Origin of the sequence: Streptomyces sp. NPDC090445, from assembly GCF_044769385.1 — a bacterium.
Lineage (GTDB): Bacteria > Actinomycetota > Actinomycetes > Streptomycetales > Streptomycetaceae > Streptomyces.
In genome coordinates this window covers 49,339-66,912 of record NZ_JBIVXV010000019.1, presented here as the reverse complement: position 1 = coordinate 66,912, position 17,574 = coordinate 49,339, and the positions used below count along the sequence as shown (strand labels likewise).

16 protein-coding genes are annotated in these 17,574 nt (G+C 71.2%); 13 read left to right on the top strand and 3 right to left on the bottom strand.

The annotated features are described in order from the left end of the window. The first annotated feature begins 108 nt into the window (after nucleotides 1–108). Together ACIQUT_RS28515 and ACIQUT_RS28510 are read left to right on the top strand one after the other, a co-directional pair. Nucleotides 109–1,329 (top strand): amidohydrolase family protein, encoded by a 1,221-nt coding sequence (locus ACIQUT_RS28515; RefSeq protein ID WP_403566854.1) that lies wholly within the window; start codon nucleotides 109–111, stop codon nucleotides 1,327–1,329. 83 nt (nucleotides 1,330–1,412) lie between these two features. Beyond that, nucleotides 1,413–2,267, top strand: a complete 855-nt coding sequence (locus ACIQUT_RS28510; RefSeq protein ID WP_403566852.1) for a trypsin-like peptidase domain-containing protein — start codon at nucleotides 1,413–1,415, stop codon at nucleotides 2,265–2,267. 55 nt (nucleotides 2,268–2,322) lie between these two features. On the opposite strand, the gene ACIQUT_RS28505 is transcribed toward ACIQUT_RS28510, so the two are convergent. Then, nucleotides 2,323–2,763 carry an NUDIX hydrolase gene (locus ACIQUT_RS28505; protein WP_403566850.1) on the bottom strand — a complete coding sequence of 147 codons (441 nt, stop codon included), beginning with the start codon at nucleotides 2,761–2,763 and terminating at the stop codon, nucleotides 2,323–2,325. A gap of 754 nt (nucleotides 2,764–3,517) precedes the next feature. On the opposite strand from ACIQUT_RS28505, the gene ACIQUT_RS28500 reads away from it, so the two are divergent. The 7 genes from ACIQUT_RS28500 (at nucleotide 3,518) to ACIQUT_RS28470 (ending at nucleotide 11,920) form a co-directional block, all read left to right on the top strand. After that, nucleotides 3,518–3,784 (top strand): hypothetical protein, encoded by a 267-nt coding sequence (locus ACIQUT_RS28500; RefSeq protein ID WP_403566849.1) that lies wholly within the window; start codon nucleotides 3,518–3,520, stop codon nucleotides 3,782–3,784. 482 nt (nucleotides 3,785–4,266) lie between these two features. Further along, nucleotides 4,267–5,091, top strand: a complete 825-nt coding sequence (locus ACIQUT_RS28495; protein WP_403566848.1) for a L,D-transpeptidase family protein — start codon at nucleotides 4,267–4,269, stop codon at nucleotides 5,089–5,091. A gap of 168 nt (nucleotides 5,092–5,259) precedes the next feature. Continuing rightward, nucleotides 5,260–6,207 (top strand): LLM class F420-dependent oxidoreductase, encoded by a 948-nt coding sequence (locus ACIQUT_RS28490; RefSeq protein ID WP_403566846.1) that lies wholly within the window; start codon nucleotides 5,260–5,262, stop codon nucleotides 6,205–6,207. A gap of 93 nt (nucleotides 6,208–6,300) precedes the next feature. Beyond that, on the top strand, nucleotides 6,301–7,146 hold the full coding sequence (locus tag ACIQUT_RS28485; RefSeq protein ID WP_403566969.1) for an SDR family NAD(P)-dependent oxidoreductase: 846 nt from the start codon (nucleotides 6,301–6,303) through the stop codon (nucleotides 7,144–7,146). A gap of 163 nt (nucleotides 7,147–7,309) precedes the next feature. Then, on the top strand, nucleotides 7,310–8,443 hold the full coding sequence (locus tag ACIQUT_RS28480) for an LLM class flavin-dependent oxidoreductase (protein ID WP_403566844.1): 1,134 nt from the start codon (nucleotides 7,310–7,312) through the stop codon (nucleotides 8,441–8,443). Between the two features lie 181 nt (nucleotides 8,444–8,624). Further along, nucleotides 8,625–10,364, top strand: a complete 1,740-nt coding sequence (locus tag ACIQUT_RS28475) for an amidohydrolase family protein (protein ID WP_403566843.1) — start codon at nucleotides 8,625–8,627, stop codon at nucleotides 10,362–10,364. Then, nucleotides 10,361–11,920, top strand: coding sequence for an aldehyde dehydrogenase family protein (locus ACIQUT_RS28470; RefSeq protein WP_403566841.1), 1,560 nt, complete (start codon nucleotides 10,361–10,363; stop codon nucleotides 11,918–11,920). Before ACIQUT_RS28475 ends, ACIQUT_RS28470 begins: the two co-directional genes overlap by 4 nt. 95 nt (nucleotides 11,921–12,015) lie before the next feature. Here ACIQUT_RS28470 and ACIQUT_RS28465 read toward each other — a convergent pair whose 3' ends face one another. Next, nucleotides 12,016–12,690: a hypothetical protein gene (locus tag ACIQUT_RS28465; RefSeq protein ID WP_403566840.1), complete on the bottom strand. Its 675-nt coding sequence runs from the start codon at nucleotides 12,688–12,690 to the stop codon at nucleotides 12,016–12,018. Between the two features lie 311 nt (nucleotides 12,691–13,001). Here ACIQUT_RS28465 and ACIQUT_RS28460 point away from each other — a divergent pair, with 311 nt between their 5' ends. From ACIQUT_RS28460 to ACIQUT_RS28445, 4 genes are all read left to right on the top strand, one after another. Beyond that, nucleotides 13,002–14,573, top strand: a complete 1,572-nt coding sequence (locus ACIQUT_RS28460; RefSeq protein ID WP_403566838.1) for an APC family permease — start codon at nucleotides 13,002–13,004, stop codon at nucleotides 14,571–14,573. Nucleotides 14,574–14,672: 99 nt separating this feature from the next. Further along, entirely contained in the window at nucleotides 14,673–15,032 is a 360-nt protein-coding gene (locus tag ACIQUT_RS28455) for a hypothetical protein (RefSeq protein ID WP_403566837.1), read from the top strand. Nucleotides 15,033–15,121: 89 nt separating this feature from the next. Further along, nucleotides 15,122–15,913 carry a DUF4239 domain-containing protein gene (locus ACIQUT_RS28450; protein ID WP_403566836.1) on the top strand — a complete coding sequence of 264 codons (792 nt, stop codon included), beginning with the start codon at nucleotides 15,122–15,124 and terminating at the stop codon, nucleotides 15,911–15,913. Between the two features lie 87 nt (nucleotides 15,914–16,000). Continuing rightward, nucleotides 16,001–17,095 carry an amidinotransferase gene (locus tag ACIQUT_RS28445; protein ID WP_403566834.1) on the top strand — a complete coding sequence of 365 codons (1,095 nt, stop codon included), beginning with the start codon at nucleotides 16,001–16,003 and terminating at the stop codon, nucleotides 17,093–17,095. A 67-nt stretch (nucleotides 17,096–17,162) separates the two neighbouring features. On the opposite strand, the gene ACIQUT_RS28440 is transcribed toward ACIQUT_RS28445, so the two are convergent. After that, complete coding sequence (locus ACIQUT_RS28440; RefSeq protein WP_403566832.1) at nucleotides 17,163–17,561, bottom strand: VOC family protein; 399 nt, start codon at nucleotides 17,559–17,561, stop codon at nucleotides 17,163–17,165. Nucleotides 17,562–17,574 lie beyond the last annotated feature (13 nt).

Sequence of the window (17,574 nt, the reverse complement as noted above, 5' to 3'; positions counted from 1 at the left end):
GGTGTAGGGGCCAGTCTGCCCTGTCTTGCTCGTACCCGTCAGCCCGTGTCGAACCGATCACTCCTCAACCAGCTGACGGTTCGTCAGATTGACGCTACCGTGAGGGCCATGGAGACCTTCCCGAAGATCATCTCGGTGGACGACCACACGGTGGAACCTCCTCACGTCTGGCAGGACCGGCTCCCGTCCCGCTACCGCGACACCGGGCCCCGGGTCGTCCGCGCCCCCCTCAAGGAAATGACTTTCCTCGGCGGCAAGTTCGCCCCCGTCATGGGCGCCAAGGGCGACCCCGGCCCCATCGGCGACTGGTGGGTGTACGAGGACCTGCACCGCCCCCTCACCCGCCTCGACACCGCCGTCGGCTACGACCGCGACGAGATCCGGCTCGAAGTGATCACCTACGAGCAGATGCGCCCCGGCTCCCACTCGGTTCCCGACCGCCTCGCCGACATGGACGTCAACCACGTCCAGTCCGCACTCTGCTTCCCCACCTTCCCCCGCTTCTGCGGCCAGACCTTCACCGAGGCCAAGGACCGCGAGCTGGGGCTCCTCGGCGTACGCGCCTACAACGACTGGATGGTCGAGGAGTGGTGCGGCCCCGAAGCCCACGGCCGCCTCATCCCCCTCACCCTCATCCCGCTCTGGGACGCGGACCTCGCCGCCGCCGAGGTCCGCCGCAACGCCGCCCGCGGCGTACGCGCCGTCGCCTTCTCCGAAATACCCCCGCACCTCGGGCTGCCCTCGATCCACACCGACGCCTGGGACCCCTTCCTCCAGGCGTGCCACGACACCGGCACCGTCATCGCCATGCACATCGGCTCCTCCAGCCGCATGCCCTCCACCTCCGCCGACGCCCCGCCCGCCGTTGGATCCACCATCACCTTCGCCAACTGCTGCTTCTCGATGGTCGACTGGCTGATGAGCGGCAAGTTCGAACGCTTCCCCAACCTCCGCATCATGTACGCCGAGGGCCAGATCGGCTGGATTCCGTACATCCTCGAACGCGCCGACGTGGTGTGGGAGGAGAACCGCGGCTGGGGCGGAGTCGCCGACAAGGTCCTGCGCCCGCCCTCCGAGCTCTTCGCCGAACACGTCTACGGCTGCTTCTTCGACGACGCCTTCGGCCTGCGCAACCTCGACGCCATCGGCGCCGGCAACGTCCTGTACGAGACGGACTACCCGCACTCCGACTCCACCTGGCCCAAGTCCCGCGAGGTCGGCGAGGCCCAGATGGGCCACCTCGCCCCCGACGTGGTCGAACGCATCGTCCGCGGCAACGCTGTCGAACTGCTGGGCCTGACCCCGGAGGGGCTCTGGGCAGTGCCGTAGCGGACGGTGAACGGCCCTCCCCTTGCGAGTAACCGGACCATCAGGGCATGCTTCGCCAGAGCAAAGCTGAAGGGGCGGCAGTGATGGACAAGCGCACCGTGGTGACCGGGGTGTTGTGCACGATAGCGGCGATCGGCGCGTCCGCCGCCATGACCAAGGTGGTGCCGGATCCGGGAAGCCAGCCGGAAACCCGGGTCAAGGCGGCGGCCCCGGCACAGCCCTCACCGAGCCCGACTTCGCGAACGCAATCCCCCAAGCAGCCTCAGCTGACCACCTCCGACACACCCAAGCCGGGCACCCCGGCCGCCTTCACCGGAGCCCTGTTCGAGGGCGGCCTGCAGGGTGATCACTTCTGCACGGCCACCGTCGTCCGCAGCCCCGGCAAGAACCTCATCGTCACCGCCGGCCACTGCCTCCTCTCCGGCAACGCCACCGACCGCGGCGCCGTCTTCGCACCCGCGTACGCCAACGGGGCCGCCCCGTACGGCGCCTGGAAGATCGAGGAGGTCTTCGAGGACACCCGCTGGTCCGACGGCTCCGACGACGACTACGACCTCGCCTTCGCCCGCCTCGCCCCCGACGCCTCGGGCCGCAACATCGAGGACGTCACCGGTGGCGCCCCCCTCGACACCACGGGCCGCGCCGGCGAGGAGGTCACCGTCACCGGCTACCCCGGCGACCGCAAGGTCGCACGCACCTGCACCGCCAGGGCGGTCCGCGAAACCCCGACCCAGCAGCGCTTCGACTGCGCGGACTTCCCGGACGGCACGAGCGGCAGCGCCTGGCTCGCCCGCGACGGCAAGATCATCGGCATCCTGACCGGCGGCGACACCGACGACGTCTCGACCAGCACGATCCTCGGCGACTACGCGGCCACGCTGTACACCCGCGCCACGGGAGGCGGGGGGACGGCGGGGGCGGCGGGGACGCGGGGCTGAGGGGCGGAGGTTCGGAGGAAAAGCGAAGGAAAAGGGACGGGGCTCCGGGGCGGAATCAGCCGATGAGCCCCAAATGCACGGGCTCCCCGACCCCCTCGGCCAGCAATTCCGCCAACCGCGGCGGCCACGACGGCTCCCCGAGCCCGGCCAGCGCCTCAGGAGACAACCACCGCCAGTGCGCCCCGGGATCCTCCGGCACAGGATCACGGCGGGGGCCGGAGGTGACGTAGATGTGCTCGTGCTGGCGCACGGGCACGCCCTGGTGGGTGAAGTCGTGCTCCCACGTACACAGCAGCCGCTGCGGCAGGAGGTCGGTCCACCCCGTCTCTTCCCGCAGCTCCCGCCGCACACACTCCTCGGGCGTCTCCCCGGGATCGATCCCACCGCCGGGCGGCAGCCAGTGAATGCCGACCTCGACGTTGTCCTCCCGGAACAGGAACACCGACCCGCCGGGATCCAGAACAACAATGCGCGCTGCGTGCCTGGGAGTTCTCACGGCTTGAGCGTACGTCGTGGCGCGCGTGAGGCAAGAGGGAACGCCGGGACGACAACTCCGCGGGGCGAAGGGGAAGGCAACCGCGCGACGGGAGACGGAAGGGGCGGCAGCCAGTACGACGGGTCCGTACAGCCGGCGGGCGACGGCGACGGCGGCGACGGGGGCGACGGCGAGCGGGATGCACACACCCGGCGTCGGAGGAGTGTCCGGGGGGACAAGTCAACGGACGGGTCTCGTCAGAGCAGCAGGGCCGGCGCTCCGCCTCGCGGCGTCTCCATGCCTCCAAGGCCACCATGAGTGCCCGGCGCCGGGGGCGCGGGCACGAAAGACGGCCCCCAGGGCCGATATCTGGGCCGGCTCGGGAGCGACGAGCCCCCAACCTGCAGGAAAGGTTGACCAGAGCGTCATCGGGGCGCGGCAGACGCCCCAGATCGCTACGCGCTCCTCTTTTCTCGGCGGCTGGCCCCCGTCCGGGGCTGATGAGCGCGGCAGATCGCTACGTACTGGCGGCTGCTCGGCGGCTGGCCGCCGTCTGGGGCCGGGAGGCGCCCCAGATCGCTACGCGCTCCGCAGGGGGCGGTTTACAAGCCTTTACGCCGTTCTGTAGTCGCTTGACTGAGTGTGGGGCGCTTCGTGGCCGACGTCGCCGCGCGAACCGCGCACTCTCGGTCCCTTAGGGACAACTCCGGGTATCCCCTAGGGGGTTGGGACATCGACCGACGTGGCATGACCTTCGTGAGGAAAAGGAGGGACCATGGCGATTCCCCTACTTGCCGCTGCTGGCGCGATCGTGAAGATCGCGCACAGCGTTTACACCTGGACGCAGAAGACACCGCAGGGTCGGGCGGCCCTGGCGGCCGTGAGCGCGGCCGCTGCCTACCAGAACGCCAAGAGCCACCCCAATGACGGTGCGGCGCGGCAGCGCGCCTTCGAGGCGGGGAAAAAGGTCGGTGAGCATGTCGTCAATCCGGCCGCGCAGAGCCTCTACGACCACGTGCGGAAGGATCTGAACAAGCCCTGACCGCTTGGGAGGGGGGCGGTTCGTGAGGTGATGTCCGTCGCCAGGTGATCAAGGCGACCGCAAGCGGCATGGAGACTCACGAACCGCCCTCCCATCTCTCGGCATCTGGCCCCCGCCTGGGGCTGACGAGCGCGTGGCGATCTGCCCCGCTCACCAGCCCCGGACGGCGGTCAGTCGCCGAGATGAGAGGAGCGCGTAGCGATCTGCCGCGCTCACCGGCCCCGGACGGGGGCCAGTCGCCGAGAATGAGGAGCGTGTAGCGATCTGGGGCGTCTGACCGGCCCGGATGATGCTCTGGTCAACCTTTCCTGCAGGTTGGGGCTCGTCGCCTCCGTCGCCCCCGCCCCCGCCCCCACCCCCCTCGCTCAAGCATTCGACTTCCGGTCGTGTGGTCCACCCTGGCGTCACCCTCGGCATCCCGACACCCCCCGGGAGGTTGACGTCCCCGTCTTGGGGGGCCTCCGATGTGTACGGTCGGGAGAATGAGCAAGCTCGCCCGAGTCGGCTTCCCCCGGCCCCGTGCGGCCGTGCGTGCCGGGGCCGGGGTCGGCGCCGTTGCGGCCGTCGGCCTGCTGGCCTGCACGGCGGCCTGGTTCCATGCCGTCCAGGACGCGCCCGGCAACGCCGAGGCGCGTGCCCACAGCACCACTGACGACCGTCCTGCGGCGGTTGCCGCCGCCGCCGACGGCCGTGTCGCCCGCGAGAGCAGGGGGAGCGGTCTGCAGGGGCTGCCCGGCATCAGTGAGCGGACCCGCGCGCAGATCCCGGCGGAGTCCCTTCAGGTCGTCCTGGTCACGGGCAGGGCGAAGAACTCCTCGTACGCCACCGTCGCCCTCTACACCCGGCCGACGGCCGCCGACGGCTGGGCCCTGGCCGGGAGCTGGCCCGCTCGCAACGGTGCCCGGGGGTGGTCCACGGAGCGCAGGTACGGGGATCTCACGTCCCCCGTTGGGGTGTTCTCGCTGAGTGACGCCGGGGGCCTGCTGCCGAAGCCGCCGGGGACGCGGATGCCGTACGACCGCAGCCGAGCGTTCACGGCCTCCGGCCACGGTGTGGAGGGGGAGTCCCTGGAGGGCTCCTTCGACTACGTCGTCGCGATCGACTTCAACCGCAAGCGCGGGGTGTCGCCGCTGGACCCGACGAAGCCGGAGGGTATCCGCAAGGGCGGCAACATCTGGTTGCACGTGGACCACGACGGCCCCTCGCAGGGCTGTGTCGGGATCGCGAAGGAGGCGATGGAGAAGGTGCTGGAGACGCTCGACCCGGCGGCCAAGCCGGTCATCGTCATGGGCCCGCACGGCTTCTGAGGCCCGGCGGCGAAGGCTCACCGCTTCTCGCCGCATCTCACCGCTTCTCGCCGCATCTCACCGCTTCTCGCCGCTCCCCTCACACCCTATTGCCTGACGGATCGTCAGATAAGACGATGGCCCCCGACGCCCGGACGAGCCGGACTGAGCATCGAGGCGGGGGACGGTATGGCGCGCGTGTTTCCGGAGGGCCGGCTGGTGTACGGGATGCAGCTCCCGATCCAGTCGCAGAGCACCCTGTACGCCGAGGCCTGGGAGGCCTCGGCCGGTCCCGCCGACCTCGCCGAGGTCGCCCGGGCGGCCGACCGGGCCGGGTTCGGGTACGTCGCCACCTGCGACCACGTGGCCATACCGCGCCGCCTCGCCGGCCCCATGAGCACCGTCTGGTACGACCCGGTGGCCACCCTCGCCTTCCTCGCCGGGGTCACCGAGCGCGTACGGCTGCTCAGCCACGTCGCGATCCTGGGCCTGCGGCATCCGCTGCTGAGCGCCAAGCAGTACGCGACGGTCGACCACCTCTCGGGCGGCCGGCTCATCCTCGGCGTCGGTGCGGGCCACGTCCGGGAGGAGTTCGAGATCCTCGGCGTCGACTTCGCCGGGCGCGGCGCCCTGCTCGACGAGACGCTGGACGCGCTGCGGGCGGCCCTCGGGCCCGAGGAGTTCCCGGCCTTCGAGGGGGAGCGGTTCTCCTTCCGGGACCTCGGGCAGCGCCCCCGCCCGGCCCAGGAGCGGATCCCCGTCTGGGTCGGCGGCTCCTCGCCGGCCGCCGTGCGGCGGGCGGCCGTCCGCGGCGACGGCTGGCTTCCGCAGGGCGATCCACGGGACCGGCTGCCCGCGCAGATCGCCCGGATCAGGGAGCTCCGGGAGGAGGCCGGGGTGGCCGAGCCGTTCGAGTTCGGTGCGATCACCGAGGCGCTGTACGTCGGCGAGCCCGCCTGGGACACCGGCCGCCGCACCCTGGCCGGCAAGCCGGAGGTGCTCGCCGAGTCGCTGCGCGCGTACCGGGCGCTGGGCGTCGACCAGATCCAGGTCCGCTTCCGCAGCCGCGACCGGGCCGAGCTGGCCGACCAGATCACCGCGTTCGGGGCCGAGGTGGCGCCCCTCCTCAACGACTGACCGGCGACCAGGAGCGCAGGCATGGGCACAGGCGCAGGCACAGGCGTGGGCATGGGTACCGGCATGGGTACGGGCAAGGGCATGGGCATGGGCATGGGTGCGGGCGATGGAGCCGGCGCCGCCGCCGGCGCCGCCGTCGGCAGACTTCACGGGCGCGTCGTCCTCATCACCGGCGCCGCCCGCGGCCAGGGCGAGCAGGAGGCCCGGCTGTTCGCCGCCGAGGGGGCCAGGGTGCTCCTCGGTGACGTGCTGGACGAGCAGGGCGCCGCCGTGGCCAAGGAGATCGGCGAGGCGGTCGGGAAAGACCGGGTCCGCTACGTCCGGCTGGACGTGAGCCGGGAGGAGGACTGGGCTGCCGCGGTGGCGGCCGCCAGGGAGGCCTTCGGCCGGGTGGACGGCCTGGTCAACAACGCGGGCATCCTGCGGTTCAACGCGCTGACCGCGACGCCGCTGGCGGAGTTCCAGGAGTTGGTGCAGGTCAACCAGGTCGGCGCCTTCCTCGGGATCAAGGCGCTGGCCCCGGAGATCGAGGCGGCGGACGGCGGGACGATCGTGAACACCTCCTCGTACACGGGCCTGGCGGGCATGGCGTACGTGGGTGCGTACGCGGCGACCAAGGCGGCGATCGTAGGGCTGACGCGGGTGGCGGCGCTGGAGCTGGCGGCGAAGAACATCCGGGTCAACGCGATGTGCCCGGGGGCGGTGGACACTCCGATGACCGATCCGCGCCTGCTGGACCCGGCGGGCGTGAGTGACGAGGCGCGCGGGGCGATGGCGGAGCTGTACCGGCGGGTGGTGCCGCTGGGGCGGGTGGGGCGGCCGGAGGAGATCGCCCGGCTGGCGCTGTTCCTGACGAGCGAGGACTCCTCGTACATCACCGGGCAGCCGTTCGTCATCGACGGGGGCTGGATGGCGGGCGTGAGCGTGCACCGCACCTGACGTCCCGCACCCGACGTCCCGCACCCGACATGCCCCACCTGACGCCTCATCAAGTATTGACGCTCCACCCGCGCGGTGGAAGAGTCGACCCATCCAATCTGACGGTCCGTCAGAATCGGAGACCCCCGTCGGGAATCAGAGAAACCGAGGACGGTGAACCCCCTTGGAATTCGGGCTCTTCGTGCAGGGATACGTGCCTGAGGCGCGGTCCAGGGTCGACCCCGAGGCGGAGCACAAGGCGCTGATCGAGGAGACCGAGTACGTCATCCAGGCCGACAAGTCCGGCTTCAAGTACGCCTGGGCCTCCGAGCACCACTTCCTGGAGGAGTACTCGCACCTGTCGGCGAACGAGGTCTTCCTCGCCTACCTCGCCCACGCCACCGAGCGCATCCACCTCGGCTCCGGCATCTTCAACCCCCTGGCGCCCGTCAACCACCCGGTGAAGGTGGCCGAGAAGGTCGCCATGCTCGACCACCTCTCCAAGGGTCGCTTCGAGTTCGGCACCGGCCGCGGCGCCGGCAGCCACGAGATCCTCGGCTTCCTGCCCGGCGTGACGGACATGAACCACACCAAGGAGATATGGGAGGAGACCATCGCGGAGTTCCCCAAGATGTTCCTCCAGGAGGAATACGAGGGGTTCCAGGGCAAGCACTGGTCGCTGCCCCCGCGCAAGGTCTTCCCCAAGCCGTACGGCAAGGCCCACCCGGCCATGTGGTACGCCGCCGGGTCCCCGTCCTCGTACGCGATGGCGGCGAAGAAGGGCCTCGGGGTGCTCGGGTTCAGCGTCCAGAAGGTCTCCGACATGGAGTGGGTGCTGGAGCAGTACAAGACGGCGATCCGGGAGGCGAAGGCCATCGGCGCCTTCGTCAACGACAACGTGATGGTCACCTCGACGGCGATCTGCGCCGAGACCCACGACAAGGCGGTCGAGATCGCGGTCAACGCGAACATGAACCGCTTCCAGTCGCTGGTCTTCCGCTACCACGACACCTTCCCGCGGCCCGAGGCGATCCCGCAGTGGCCCGAGATCCTGCCCGAGTACAACGCGGAGATCATCGAGCTGCTCATCGCCGAGGAGCTGCTGATCTGCGGGGACCCGTCCGAGGTCCTCGCCCAGTGCAAGCGCTGGGAGCAGGCGGGCGCCGACCAGCTCTCCTTCGGCCTGCCGACCGGGGTCTCGTACGAGGACACGATGACGACGATCAAGCTGATCGGCGAGCACGTGATCCCGAAGATCGACACCGACCCGGTGCACCGCACCACCCGCTTCCGCCAGGGCGCCGACGCGGGCGCCTGACCGGCGGTGCAGCGGGGACGGCGGTTTCCCGGACCGCCGTCCCGGGGGCCCCGGCCCCGCGGAGCCGGCCGGGGCGCGCGGGCAGCGGCCTGCCCCCGCCCCGGCCGGCAACGGAATCGGAAGCCGGATCCCCGATCGGGAAGCCGGGAAGCAGGGAAGAGGAGAAGGGACGTCACCCGCCATGCTCGACCACCTCATCAGGGGAGCCACCGTCGTCGACGGCACCGGATCCCCCCGCTACACCGCCGATGTCGGCATACGCGGCGGCCGCATCGCCGTCATCGGCGCCCCCGGCACCGTCACCGAAGAGGCCCGCACCGGCGAGGACGCCACCGGCCTCGTCCTCTGCCCCGGCTTCGTCGACCCGCACACCCACTACGACGCCCAGCTGTTCTGGGACCCGTACGCCACCCCCTCCATGAACCACGGCGTGACCACCGTCGCCGGCGGCAACTGCGGTTTCACCCTCGCCCCGCTGAACCCGGCCCGCCCCGAGGACGCCGACTACACGCGCCGCATGATGAGCAAGGTCGAGGGCATGGCCCTCGCCGCCCTGGAGGAGGGCGTCGACTGGACCTGGTCCTCCTTCGGCGAGTACCTCGACGCCCTCGAAGGGCGGATCGCCGTCAACGCGGGCTTCATGGTCGGCCACTGCGCGCTGCGCCGCCACGTCATGGGCGAGGATGCGACCGGCGGCCGGCCGACCCCCGCCCAGCTGGAGCAGATGGTCGCCCTCCTCCACGAGGCCATGGACGCGGGCGCCTGGGGCCTGTCCACCACCCAGTCCGCCACCCACTCCGACGGGGACGGCGCGCCCGTCGCCTCCCGGCACGCCGGGCCCGCCGAGCTCATCGCCCTGTCCCGGGCGGTCGGCGAACACGAGGGCACCCAGCTGGAGGCCATCGTCGCCGGCTGCCTCGACCGGTTCGCCGACGCCGAGATCGACCTGCTCGTCGAGATGAGTGCCGCCGCCGGCCGCCCCCTCAACTGGAACGTGCTCACCGTCGACGCCGCCGTCCCCGAACGCGTGCCGCGCCAGCTGGTCCCCAGCGAGCGTGCCCGCAAGGCCGGCGGCCGCGTCGTCGCACTGACGATGCCGATCCTCACCCCCATGAACATGTCCCTCGGCACCTTCTGCGCGCTCAACCTGATCCCCGGCTGGGGCGAGGTCCTCGGCCTGCCCGTGCCCGAGCGGATCACCCGGCTGCGCGACCCCGGCGTACGGGCCGAGTTGCTGCGCCGCGCCGACAGCAGGGAGGCCGGGGTGTTCCGGCGCCTGGCCGACTTCGGGCGGTACGTCATCGGGGACACATACAGCAGGGAGAACGAGGGGCTCACCGGCCGGGTCGTCCGCGACATCGCGGCCGAGCGCGGCCAGGAGCCCTTCCAGTGCCTGGTGGAGATCTGCGCCAACGACGACCTGCGTACGGTGCTGTGGCCGATGCCGACCGACAACGACCCGGCGAGCTGGGCGCTGCGCGCCGAGACCTGGCAGCACGAGGACGTCATGCTGGGCGGTTCGGACGCGGGCGCCCACCTGGACCGGATGTGCGGGGCCCCGTACACGACCCGGTTCCTCGGGGACTGCCTGCGCGGCCGCCGGCTGGTGCCGCTGGAGCAGGCGGTACGGATGCTGACCGACGACCCGGCGCGGCTGTTCGGGCTGCGCGAGCGCGGCCGGATCGCCGAGGGCTGGCATGCGGACCTGGTGCTGTTCGACCCGGAGCGGATCGAGGCCGGGCCGGCGACCCTGGTCCACGACCTGCCGGGGGACAGCCCGCGGCTGGACGCGCGGGCGGTCGGGATCGTGTCGGTGCGGGTCAACGGGGTCGAGACGGTACGGGACGACCGGGTGACGGGCGCGGTCCCGGGGACCGTGCTCCGGTCGGGCCGGGACACGAGGACGGTGAGCACCAGGTGACCGGTGAGCAGCAGGTGACCGGCGGGCAGCAGGTGACCGGCGGGCAGCAGGAGCAGCGGCTGTTCATCGGCGGCGAGTGGGTGGAGCCGGCGGGCGGCCACTACGAGGTGGTCAACCCGGCGGACGAGTCGGTCGTCGGCCTCGCGCCGGAGGCCTCGCCCGGGCAGGTCCTGGAGGCGGCCGCGGCGGCGGCCGAGGCCTTCGAGGGCTGGTCGCGGACGCGGCCGGAGCAGCGGGCGGCGATCCTGGACCGGGCCGCGGACATCATCCAGCGGGAGTTCGAGCCGTGGGCGGAGCTGGCCCGGGCGGAGACGGGCGCCCCGACGGGCATCGCGCGCGGCCTGCAGGTCGGGGTGGGGGTGGCCCGCTTCCGGCGGTACGCGAAGGGCGCCCTGGAGCCGGTCGAGCGGGGACTCCCGCCGCAGGTCACCGAGGCCGGCCCGATGGGGAGGGCGGCCGTGCTGGGGGCGCTGGAGGTGCGCCAGCCGGTCGGCGTGGTCACCTGCATCACCTCGTACAACAACCCGTGGGCGAACCCGGCGGGCAAGGTGGCCCCGGCCCTGGCCATGGGCAACACGGTGGTGGTCAAGCCGGCCCCGCAGGACCCGCTGTCGGTGTTCCGGATGGCGGAGGCGCTGGCGGAGGCCGGGGTGCCGCGGGGCGTGGTCAACGTCGTCGGCGGGCAGTCGGTGGAGGTCGGCGAGGCGGCGGTCGCCTCCCCGCACGTGGACATGGTGTCCTTCACCGGCTCCACGGCGGTCGGGCAGCGCATTGCGGAGGTCTGCGGCCGTTCCATGAAGCGGCAGCTGATGGAACTCGGCGGCAAGGGCGCGGCGGTCGTCTTCGAGGACGCCGACCTGGACGCGGCGGTGGCCGGGATCGGCACCACCTTCTCCTTCTACAGCGGCCAGATCTGCACCGCCCCGACCAGGGTGATCGTGCACCGGGCGGTGTACGCGCAGCTGGTCGAGAAGCTGACCGCCCACCTGGGCTTCATGAAGGTCGGCGACCCGGCGGCGAAGGGCACGGTCGTCGGCCCGGTGATCTCGGCCGCGCACCGGGACCGGGTGGAGGCGTACGTCGAGCTGGGCCGCAAGGAGGGCGCGCGCCTCGCGTACGGCGGGACGCGCCCGGTGGTGGCCGGCGGCGGGGGCGGCGGGGGCGGTGGGGGCCGTGCCCCGGGCCGCGGGTTCTACGTCGCGCCCACGCTGCTGGTGGACTGCACGAGCGACATGCGGGTGGTCCGGGAGGAGATCTTCGGGCCGGTCGTGGTGGTCGTGCCGTTCGGGGGCGGGAAGGACAGCGGGGAGGACGAGGCCGTCGCCCTGGCCAACGACAGCGACTACGGGCTGCTGGACTACGTGTGGTCCGGGGACGCGGCGCGCGCGTTCCGGGTGGCGCGCCGGCTGCGGGCGGGCGGGGTCGGGGTCAACACGATCGGCCGGAACATGGAGGCGCCGTTCGGCGGCTTCAAGCGCTCCGGGGTCGGCCGCGACGTGGGCTCGTACGCGCTGCACGCGTACAGCGAGATGCAGTCGATCGTCTGGGCGGGCTGAAAGCCGGGGGAGGGGCGCCGGGCCGGGGTCCTCCACCCCGGCCCGCTGCCGTGCCGTCCGTCTCGTGCCTGTGTGTGGTGGTGGGGGTGGGGGGCTCAGTCCTTGTAGTAGTCGGTGAGGATGCAGCCCTTCACCAGGGACGGCTCCTTGCGGAATCCGCTCGGCGGGTTGAAGCCGGGGTGGCAGTTGAGGAGCAGCATGCCGCTCCCGGGGGCGAGGAGGGCGGCCATCGCGTCCGAGCTCTCGGATCCCATGGCGAAGTCCTGGCCGATGATCGGGCCGCTGTTGATGTTGCCGCCCTTGCCGTTGGCGTGGTCCTTCTCGACCTCGGCCTTGAAGGCGGCCTGGAAGACCTTGGGGTCCTTGATCATGAAGATGGTGGTGACGTTGCGGCGTCCGCAGTAGCCGCGCTCGGTGACGGAGTACGTCTTGCTGTCGTACTTGGCGTCCGGGTCGCTGTCGGAGCTCGACGAGTCGCTCTTGGTGGAGCTGATCCGGTCGCACTTGGTGTAGCCGTTGATGATGCGGGCGGCCTCCGCCATCGAGCCGGCCTTGGTCAGCCCCTTGAAGCCGAGGCCGTTGCCCTTCTTCGCGTTCCCGCCGTCGCCGCCGTTCCCGCTGCCGCCTTCGAGGCCGCCGATCGCGGCGATGCCGGAGCCGACGGCGGCGTCGTCACCGCCTTCGCAGGCGGTGAGGGTGAGGAGCGCGGCGAGGGCCGTGGCGCCGGCTGCCGTCCTGGTGGCTGTCCTGGCGGCTGTCCTGGAGCTCATGACCGTATGTCCCCCGTGTCGATGACCTTGATCGTCGGGAGCCTAGGTCGACCGGCATGTCCGCGCCAAACGTCGCGGCCGAAAACTGGCACGGGAAAGTTTGGGAACGGGCAAAACGGGCATGGCTGCGGTTTCCGTATATCGGAACCCGGTTCCGGGCCCCTCTGAACCGGGGGTAACACCGGCGTGTGAACCTTTCATTGCCGATTCGCCAACGGCTGAAGGCTCTGGATTCCAAGGGGATTCACCGTTCCGAGTTCCGGATCTCAGTCCTCCGGATATGGAAACCGCAGGATCTACCGTCCTGTGCCATGACTCAGCTGGACGTTCGGCCCGGAGCCGAAGACACGGCACGCGACGTCGCCGACGTACGCGGCAAGGGCCTCGGCAAGGGGTCCGTGGGACTGGTGGGCAGCGCCGTCATCGGCATCTCCACCGTCGCCCCCGTCTACTGTCTGACCTCGACCCTCGGCTCCACCGCCGGCGAAGTCGGCGTCCAGATGCCCGCCGTCTTCCTGGCCGGCTTCCTGCCGATGCTCCTGGTGGCCTTCGCCTACCGCGAGCTCAACAAGGCCATGCCCGACTGCGGCACCTCCTTCACCTGGACCGTGAAGGCCTTCGGCCCGCGGATCGGCTGGATGTGCGGCTGGGGCCTGGTGATCGCCACGATCATCGTGCTCTCCAACCTCGCCGGCGTCGCCACCTCCTACTTCTGGCTGCTGGCTGGCGAGATCACCGGCAGCGAATCGGTCGCCGCCCTCGACGACAACAAGCTCGTCCACATCGCGACCTGCCTCACCCTCGTCGCCGTCGCCACCGCCATCAGCTACCGCGGCATGACCGCCACCAAGGGCGTCCAGTACGCACTGGTCGGCCTCCAGCTCGCCGTCCTCGCCGTGTTCGTCGTCATGGCCTTCCAGAAGGCCACCACGGGCGGCGCAGGCTCCACCGGCGCCTTCGACACCGGCCTGGACTTCTCCTGGCAGTGGATGAACCCCTTCGCGGTCGACTCCATGGCCGCCTTCACCGCCGGCCTCTCCCTCTCGATCTTCATGTACTGGGGCTGGGACGCCTGCCTGGCCACCAACGAGGAGACCACCGGCTCCGACAAGACCCCCGGCCGGGCCTCGCTCATCGCCATGGTCGTCCTCGTCGGCTCGTACCTGGCCACCGGCATCGCCGCCCAGATGGCCGTCGGCTCCGGCGCCACCGGCCTCGGCCTCGCCAACCCCGACACCTCCGGCAACGTCTTCGCAGCCCTCGCCGGCCCCGTCATGGGCCCCGTCCTCGGCGTCCTCCTCTTCGTCGCCGTCCTCGCCTCGGCCGCCGCCTCCCTCCAGACCACCTTCATCCCGGTCGCCCGCACGGTCCTCGCCATGTCCACGTACGAGGCCCTGCCGCCCGCCTACGCCAAGGTCCACCCGCGCTTCAAGACCCCCGGCCGCGCCACCGTCATGGCGGGCGTCGCGACCGGCGCGTTCTACACCGTCATGACCCTGGTCAGCGAGAACGTCCTCACCGACACGATCTTCGCGCTCGGCCTGATGATCTGCTTCTACTACTCCCTGACCGCCTTCGCCTGCACCTGGTACTTCCGCCGAGAGCTGCGCCGCAGCACCCGCGACCTGTTCCTCAAGGGCGTTTTCCCGGTCCTCGGCGGACTGCTGCTCGCCGCCGTCTTCTTCAAGACCCTGATCGACATGTGGGACCCGGCGTACGGCTCCGGCTCCACCGTCCTCGGCGTCGGCAGCGTCTTCGTCATCGGCGTCGGCCTGCTGGGCCTCGGCCTCGTCGTCATGGCGGTCACCGAACGCCGCAGCCCGGCCTTCTTCCGCGGCGAGGTCCTGACGAAGTCGACGCCGTCGCTGGTGGTCGAGGACTGAGCCGAGGGGGCGCGCCGCGCACACCGCTACGCGCCACTGCACATCGCGACCGCCGGGCCCGGGGGTGACCCCCGGGCCCGGCGGGTCGTTTGACGGGGCATGGATGCCAAGAACACGAAGAACGCCAGGCACGCGAAGCACGCCAAGCCCGCCAAGCCCGCAACGGGTGCGGGGAGCGCCGTGCGGCGCGGCCTCGCCGCCCTCGCCCTCTCCTCCGGAGCCCTCGGCCTCGCCGCCGGTGCCGCCCACGCCGACAACGCCACCCTCCAGGCGGCCGCCCCGCTCGCCAAGCGCGTCGGCGACATCGTCGACCACCCTGGCCAGGCCGTACAGGACACCAAGACCGCCCTGGAAGTCACCGGCACCGTGGCCGGCGCCGCAGCCAAGTCCACCGAAACCTCGCTCGCGGGCGCCGGCAGCGCCCTGCAGACGGGCCCGCAGGCGCCGTCGGTGAAGTAGCCGGGTGTGTGGACGGGTGCGTAGCCGGGTGCGTGGCCGGTCAAGCGCCGGGCGAGTAGCCGGCCAGGCGGTCGGTCGTTGATCAACACATGATCCTGTGGTTGCTCAACTCCTTCTCCACCCTCACCCTCGGCCTCCTCCTGGTGGGCGGCTTCACGGGCCTCGCCGTGGCCGGCAGCCTCGCCGCCCGCCGCCGCTTCCCCCATCTGGCGGGTGGCGAGCACAACGAGATGGTCGGCGTCGCCCTCGGGATGTTCGGCGCGATCTACGGCATCATCCTCGCGTTCGTGGTCGTGACCCTCTGGACCCAGCTCGAAAACGCCCAGGGCATCGTCTCCGCCGAGGCCACCGACCTGGCCCTGATCGTCCGCAGCGCCGAAGCCTTCCCGCCGGAGGAGCGCGCCCGCGTCGAGCGGGCGGTCGGCCAGTACGTGCATGCCGTCGTCGAAGTGCAGTGGCCGCTGATGCGCGAGGGCCGGCCCAGCTACGACGCCACCGTGCAACAGACCCACGGCCTGTACCAGGCGCTCCAGGCGTACGAGCCCACCGGCGCCCGCAGGACCACCTTCTACGAGCAGGCCGCCGACCGCCTCAGCGACGTCGCCGCCCAGCGCCGGGCCCGCATCGACATGGCCGAGACCTCCCTGCCGATGCTGCTCCAGCTCCTGGTGTACGGGGGCGCGCTGGTGATCCTCCCGCTCACCTTCCTCTTCGGATTGCGCAGCCTGAAGATGCAGCTGCTGTTCGTCTCGGCGGTGGCCGGGCTGATCGGCTTCAGCCTGTTGCTGGTGATGGTCCTGGACCGGCCGTTCGCGGGGGAGCTGAGCGTGAGCCCGGCCCCGTACAAGGAGGGGGCCCTGGTCCAGTTCTGGGCACGGTAGCGGTGGCGGTTGCGGGGTAGACGTCGGGACCGGATGCTTTTCGCAGCGCCGTGGGGCCCGCCGCCGATAGCGTGAGGGAGTGGTGTGATGGGTGCGGAACGCCCGACCTCCCCGGTCAACTCCCACAACGAATGGGATCCCCTGGAGGAGGTCATCGTCGGGCGGCTGGAGGGCATGACGATCCCTTCCGACCACCCCGTGGTGTCCTGCAACATTCCGCCGTGGGCGGCGCGCTTGCAGAAGCTCGCCGCCGGCCTCCAGTACCCGCGCATGCTGGTCGAACCGGCGCAAGAGGAGCTCGAACAGTTCGTCGCGCTCCTCCAGTCCCTCGACATCACGGTCAGGCGACCGGACGAGGTCCACCACGGCCGCCGCTTCGGCACGCCCGACTGGTCGTCACGCGGCTTCGGCAGCAGCTGTCCGCGGGACAGCATGCTCGTGATCGGCGACGAGATCATCGAGACCCCGATGGCATGGCCGTGCCGGTACTTCGAGACCCACCCCTACCGCACGATCCTCAAGGACTACTTCCGGCGTGGCGCGCGCTGGACGGCGGCACCCAGACCACAGCTCACCGATGCACTGTTCGAGACGGATTTCCGGGTCCCCGGGCCCGACGAGCCCATGCGGTACATCCTCACCGAGTTCGAGCCGGTGTTCGATGCTGCGGATTTCGTACGGGCGGGTCGCGACCTGTTCGTCACCCGCAGCAACGTCACCAACGGCATGGGCATCGAGTGGCTGCGCCGCCACCTCGAACCGGCGTACCGCATCCACGAGATCGAGAGCCGCTGCCGCACGCCCATGCACATCGACACGACGTTCATCCCGCTCGCACCCGGAAAGGTACTGGTCAACCCCGAATACGTCGACGTCGACCGCCTGCCCGAGGTCCTGCGCTCGTGGGACGTCCTGATCGCCCCGGAGCCCACACCGCCCGACGGGCGCCTGCTCAAGGTCACCTCGCTGTGCGGCAAGTGGCTGAGCATGAACGTCCTCATGGTCGACGAGAAACGGGTGATCGCGGAGCGCCACCACACCGGCATGCTGCGCGCGCTGGAACGGTGGGGGTTCGAGCCGATCCCGTGCGACCTCCTGCACTACGCGCCGTTCGCCGGCTCGTTCCACTGCGCGACGCTCGATGTGCGGCGCCGCGGGGAGTGCGCATCGTATTTCCCGTGAGGGCGCCCGCTCTCCCGTGAGGGCCGGCCGGGCGACGGGCCGATCCTCGTGTGGAGCGGGCGGCCGGTCAGCCCCAGGAGCGGGAGGAGAGGACGAGACGGTAGCCGTCCGGGTCGGCGACGGTGACGCCGTACTCCTCCCAGTACGGGTTGTGGGCGGTGACCCGGGTGCCGCCGCGGGCGAGGAGCCGCTCGACGAGTGCCGCGTCGGGCGGCTCGCCGAGGTAGACGACGAAGAGGTCGTCAACGGTGGGGGAGGGCGCGAGCGGGTTGCGGGGGTCACGGGTGAGCTCGAAGTGCCAGCCCCCGTCGGCCGGTCCGACCATGAGCAGCTCGTGCTTCCCGGGCTCGGGCTCGCTGTTCCGCCACAGCACGGTCAGCCCGAGCCCGTCGACGTAGAACCGCTCTGCAGCCCCGAGGTCGAGGCTGGGGCGGGCGATACGGACATGGGTGCGCGAAGTGATCATGGGAGCAGCGTAC

Bases quoted from the DNA above. Each gene is read 5' to 3' on its own strand.
- ACIQUT_RS28485 (WP_403566969.1), top strand. From the start codon at position 6,301: ATGGGTGCGGGCGATGGAGCCGGCGCCGCCGCCGGCGCCGCCGTCGGC.
- ACIQUT_RS28440 (WP_403566832.1), bottom strand. From the start codon at position 17,561: ATGATCACTTCGCGCACCCATGTCCGTATCGCCCGCCCCAGCCTCGAC.
- ACIQUT_RS28490 (WP_403566846.1), top strand. From the start codon at position 5,260: ATGGCGCGCGTGTTTCCGGAGGGCCGGCTGGTGTACGGGATGCAGCTC.
- ACIQUT_RS28475 (WP_403566843.1), top strand. From the start codon at position 8,625: ATGCTCGACCACCTCATCAGGGGAGCCACCGTCGTCGACGGCACCGGA.
- ACIQUT_RS28450 (WP_403566836.1), top strand. From the start codon at position 15,122: ATGATCCTGTGGTTGCTCAACTCCTTCTCCACCCTCACCCTCGGCCTC.
- ACIQUT_RS28495 (WP_403566848.1), top strand. From the start codon at position 4,267: ATGAGCAAGCTCGCCCGAGTCGGCTTCCCCCGGCCCCGTGCGGCCGTG.
- ACIQUT_RS28455 (WP_403566837.1), top strand. From the start codon at position 14,673: ATGGATGCCAAGAACACGAAGAACGCCAGGCACGCGAAGCACGCCAAG.
- ACIQUT_RS28510 (WP_403566852.1), top strand. From the start codon at position 1,413: ATGGACAAGCGCACCGTGGTGACCGGGGTGTTGTGCACGATAGCGGCG.
- ACIQUT_RS28465 (WP_403566840.1), bottom strand. From the start codon at position 12,690: ATGAGCTCCAGGACAGCCGCCAGGACAGCCACCAGGACGGCAGCCGGC.
- ACIQUT_RS28460 (WP_403566838.1), top strand. From the start codon at position 13,002: ATGACTCAGCTGGACGTTCGGCCCGGAGCCGAAGACACGGCACGCGAC.
- ACIQUT_RS28515 (WP_403566854.1), top strand. From the start codon at position 109: ATGGAGACCTTCCCGAAGATCATCTCGGTGGACGACCACACGGTGGAA.
- ACIQUT_RS28500 (WP_403566849.1), top strand. From the start codon at position 3,518: ATGGCGATTCCCCTACTTGCCGCTGCTGGCGCGATCGTGAAGATCGCG.
- ACIQUT_RS28445 (WP_403566834.1), top strand. From the start codon at position 16,001: ATGGGTGCGGAACGCCCGACCTCCCCGGTCAACTCCCACAACGAATGG.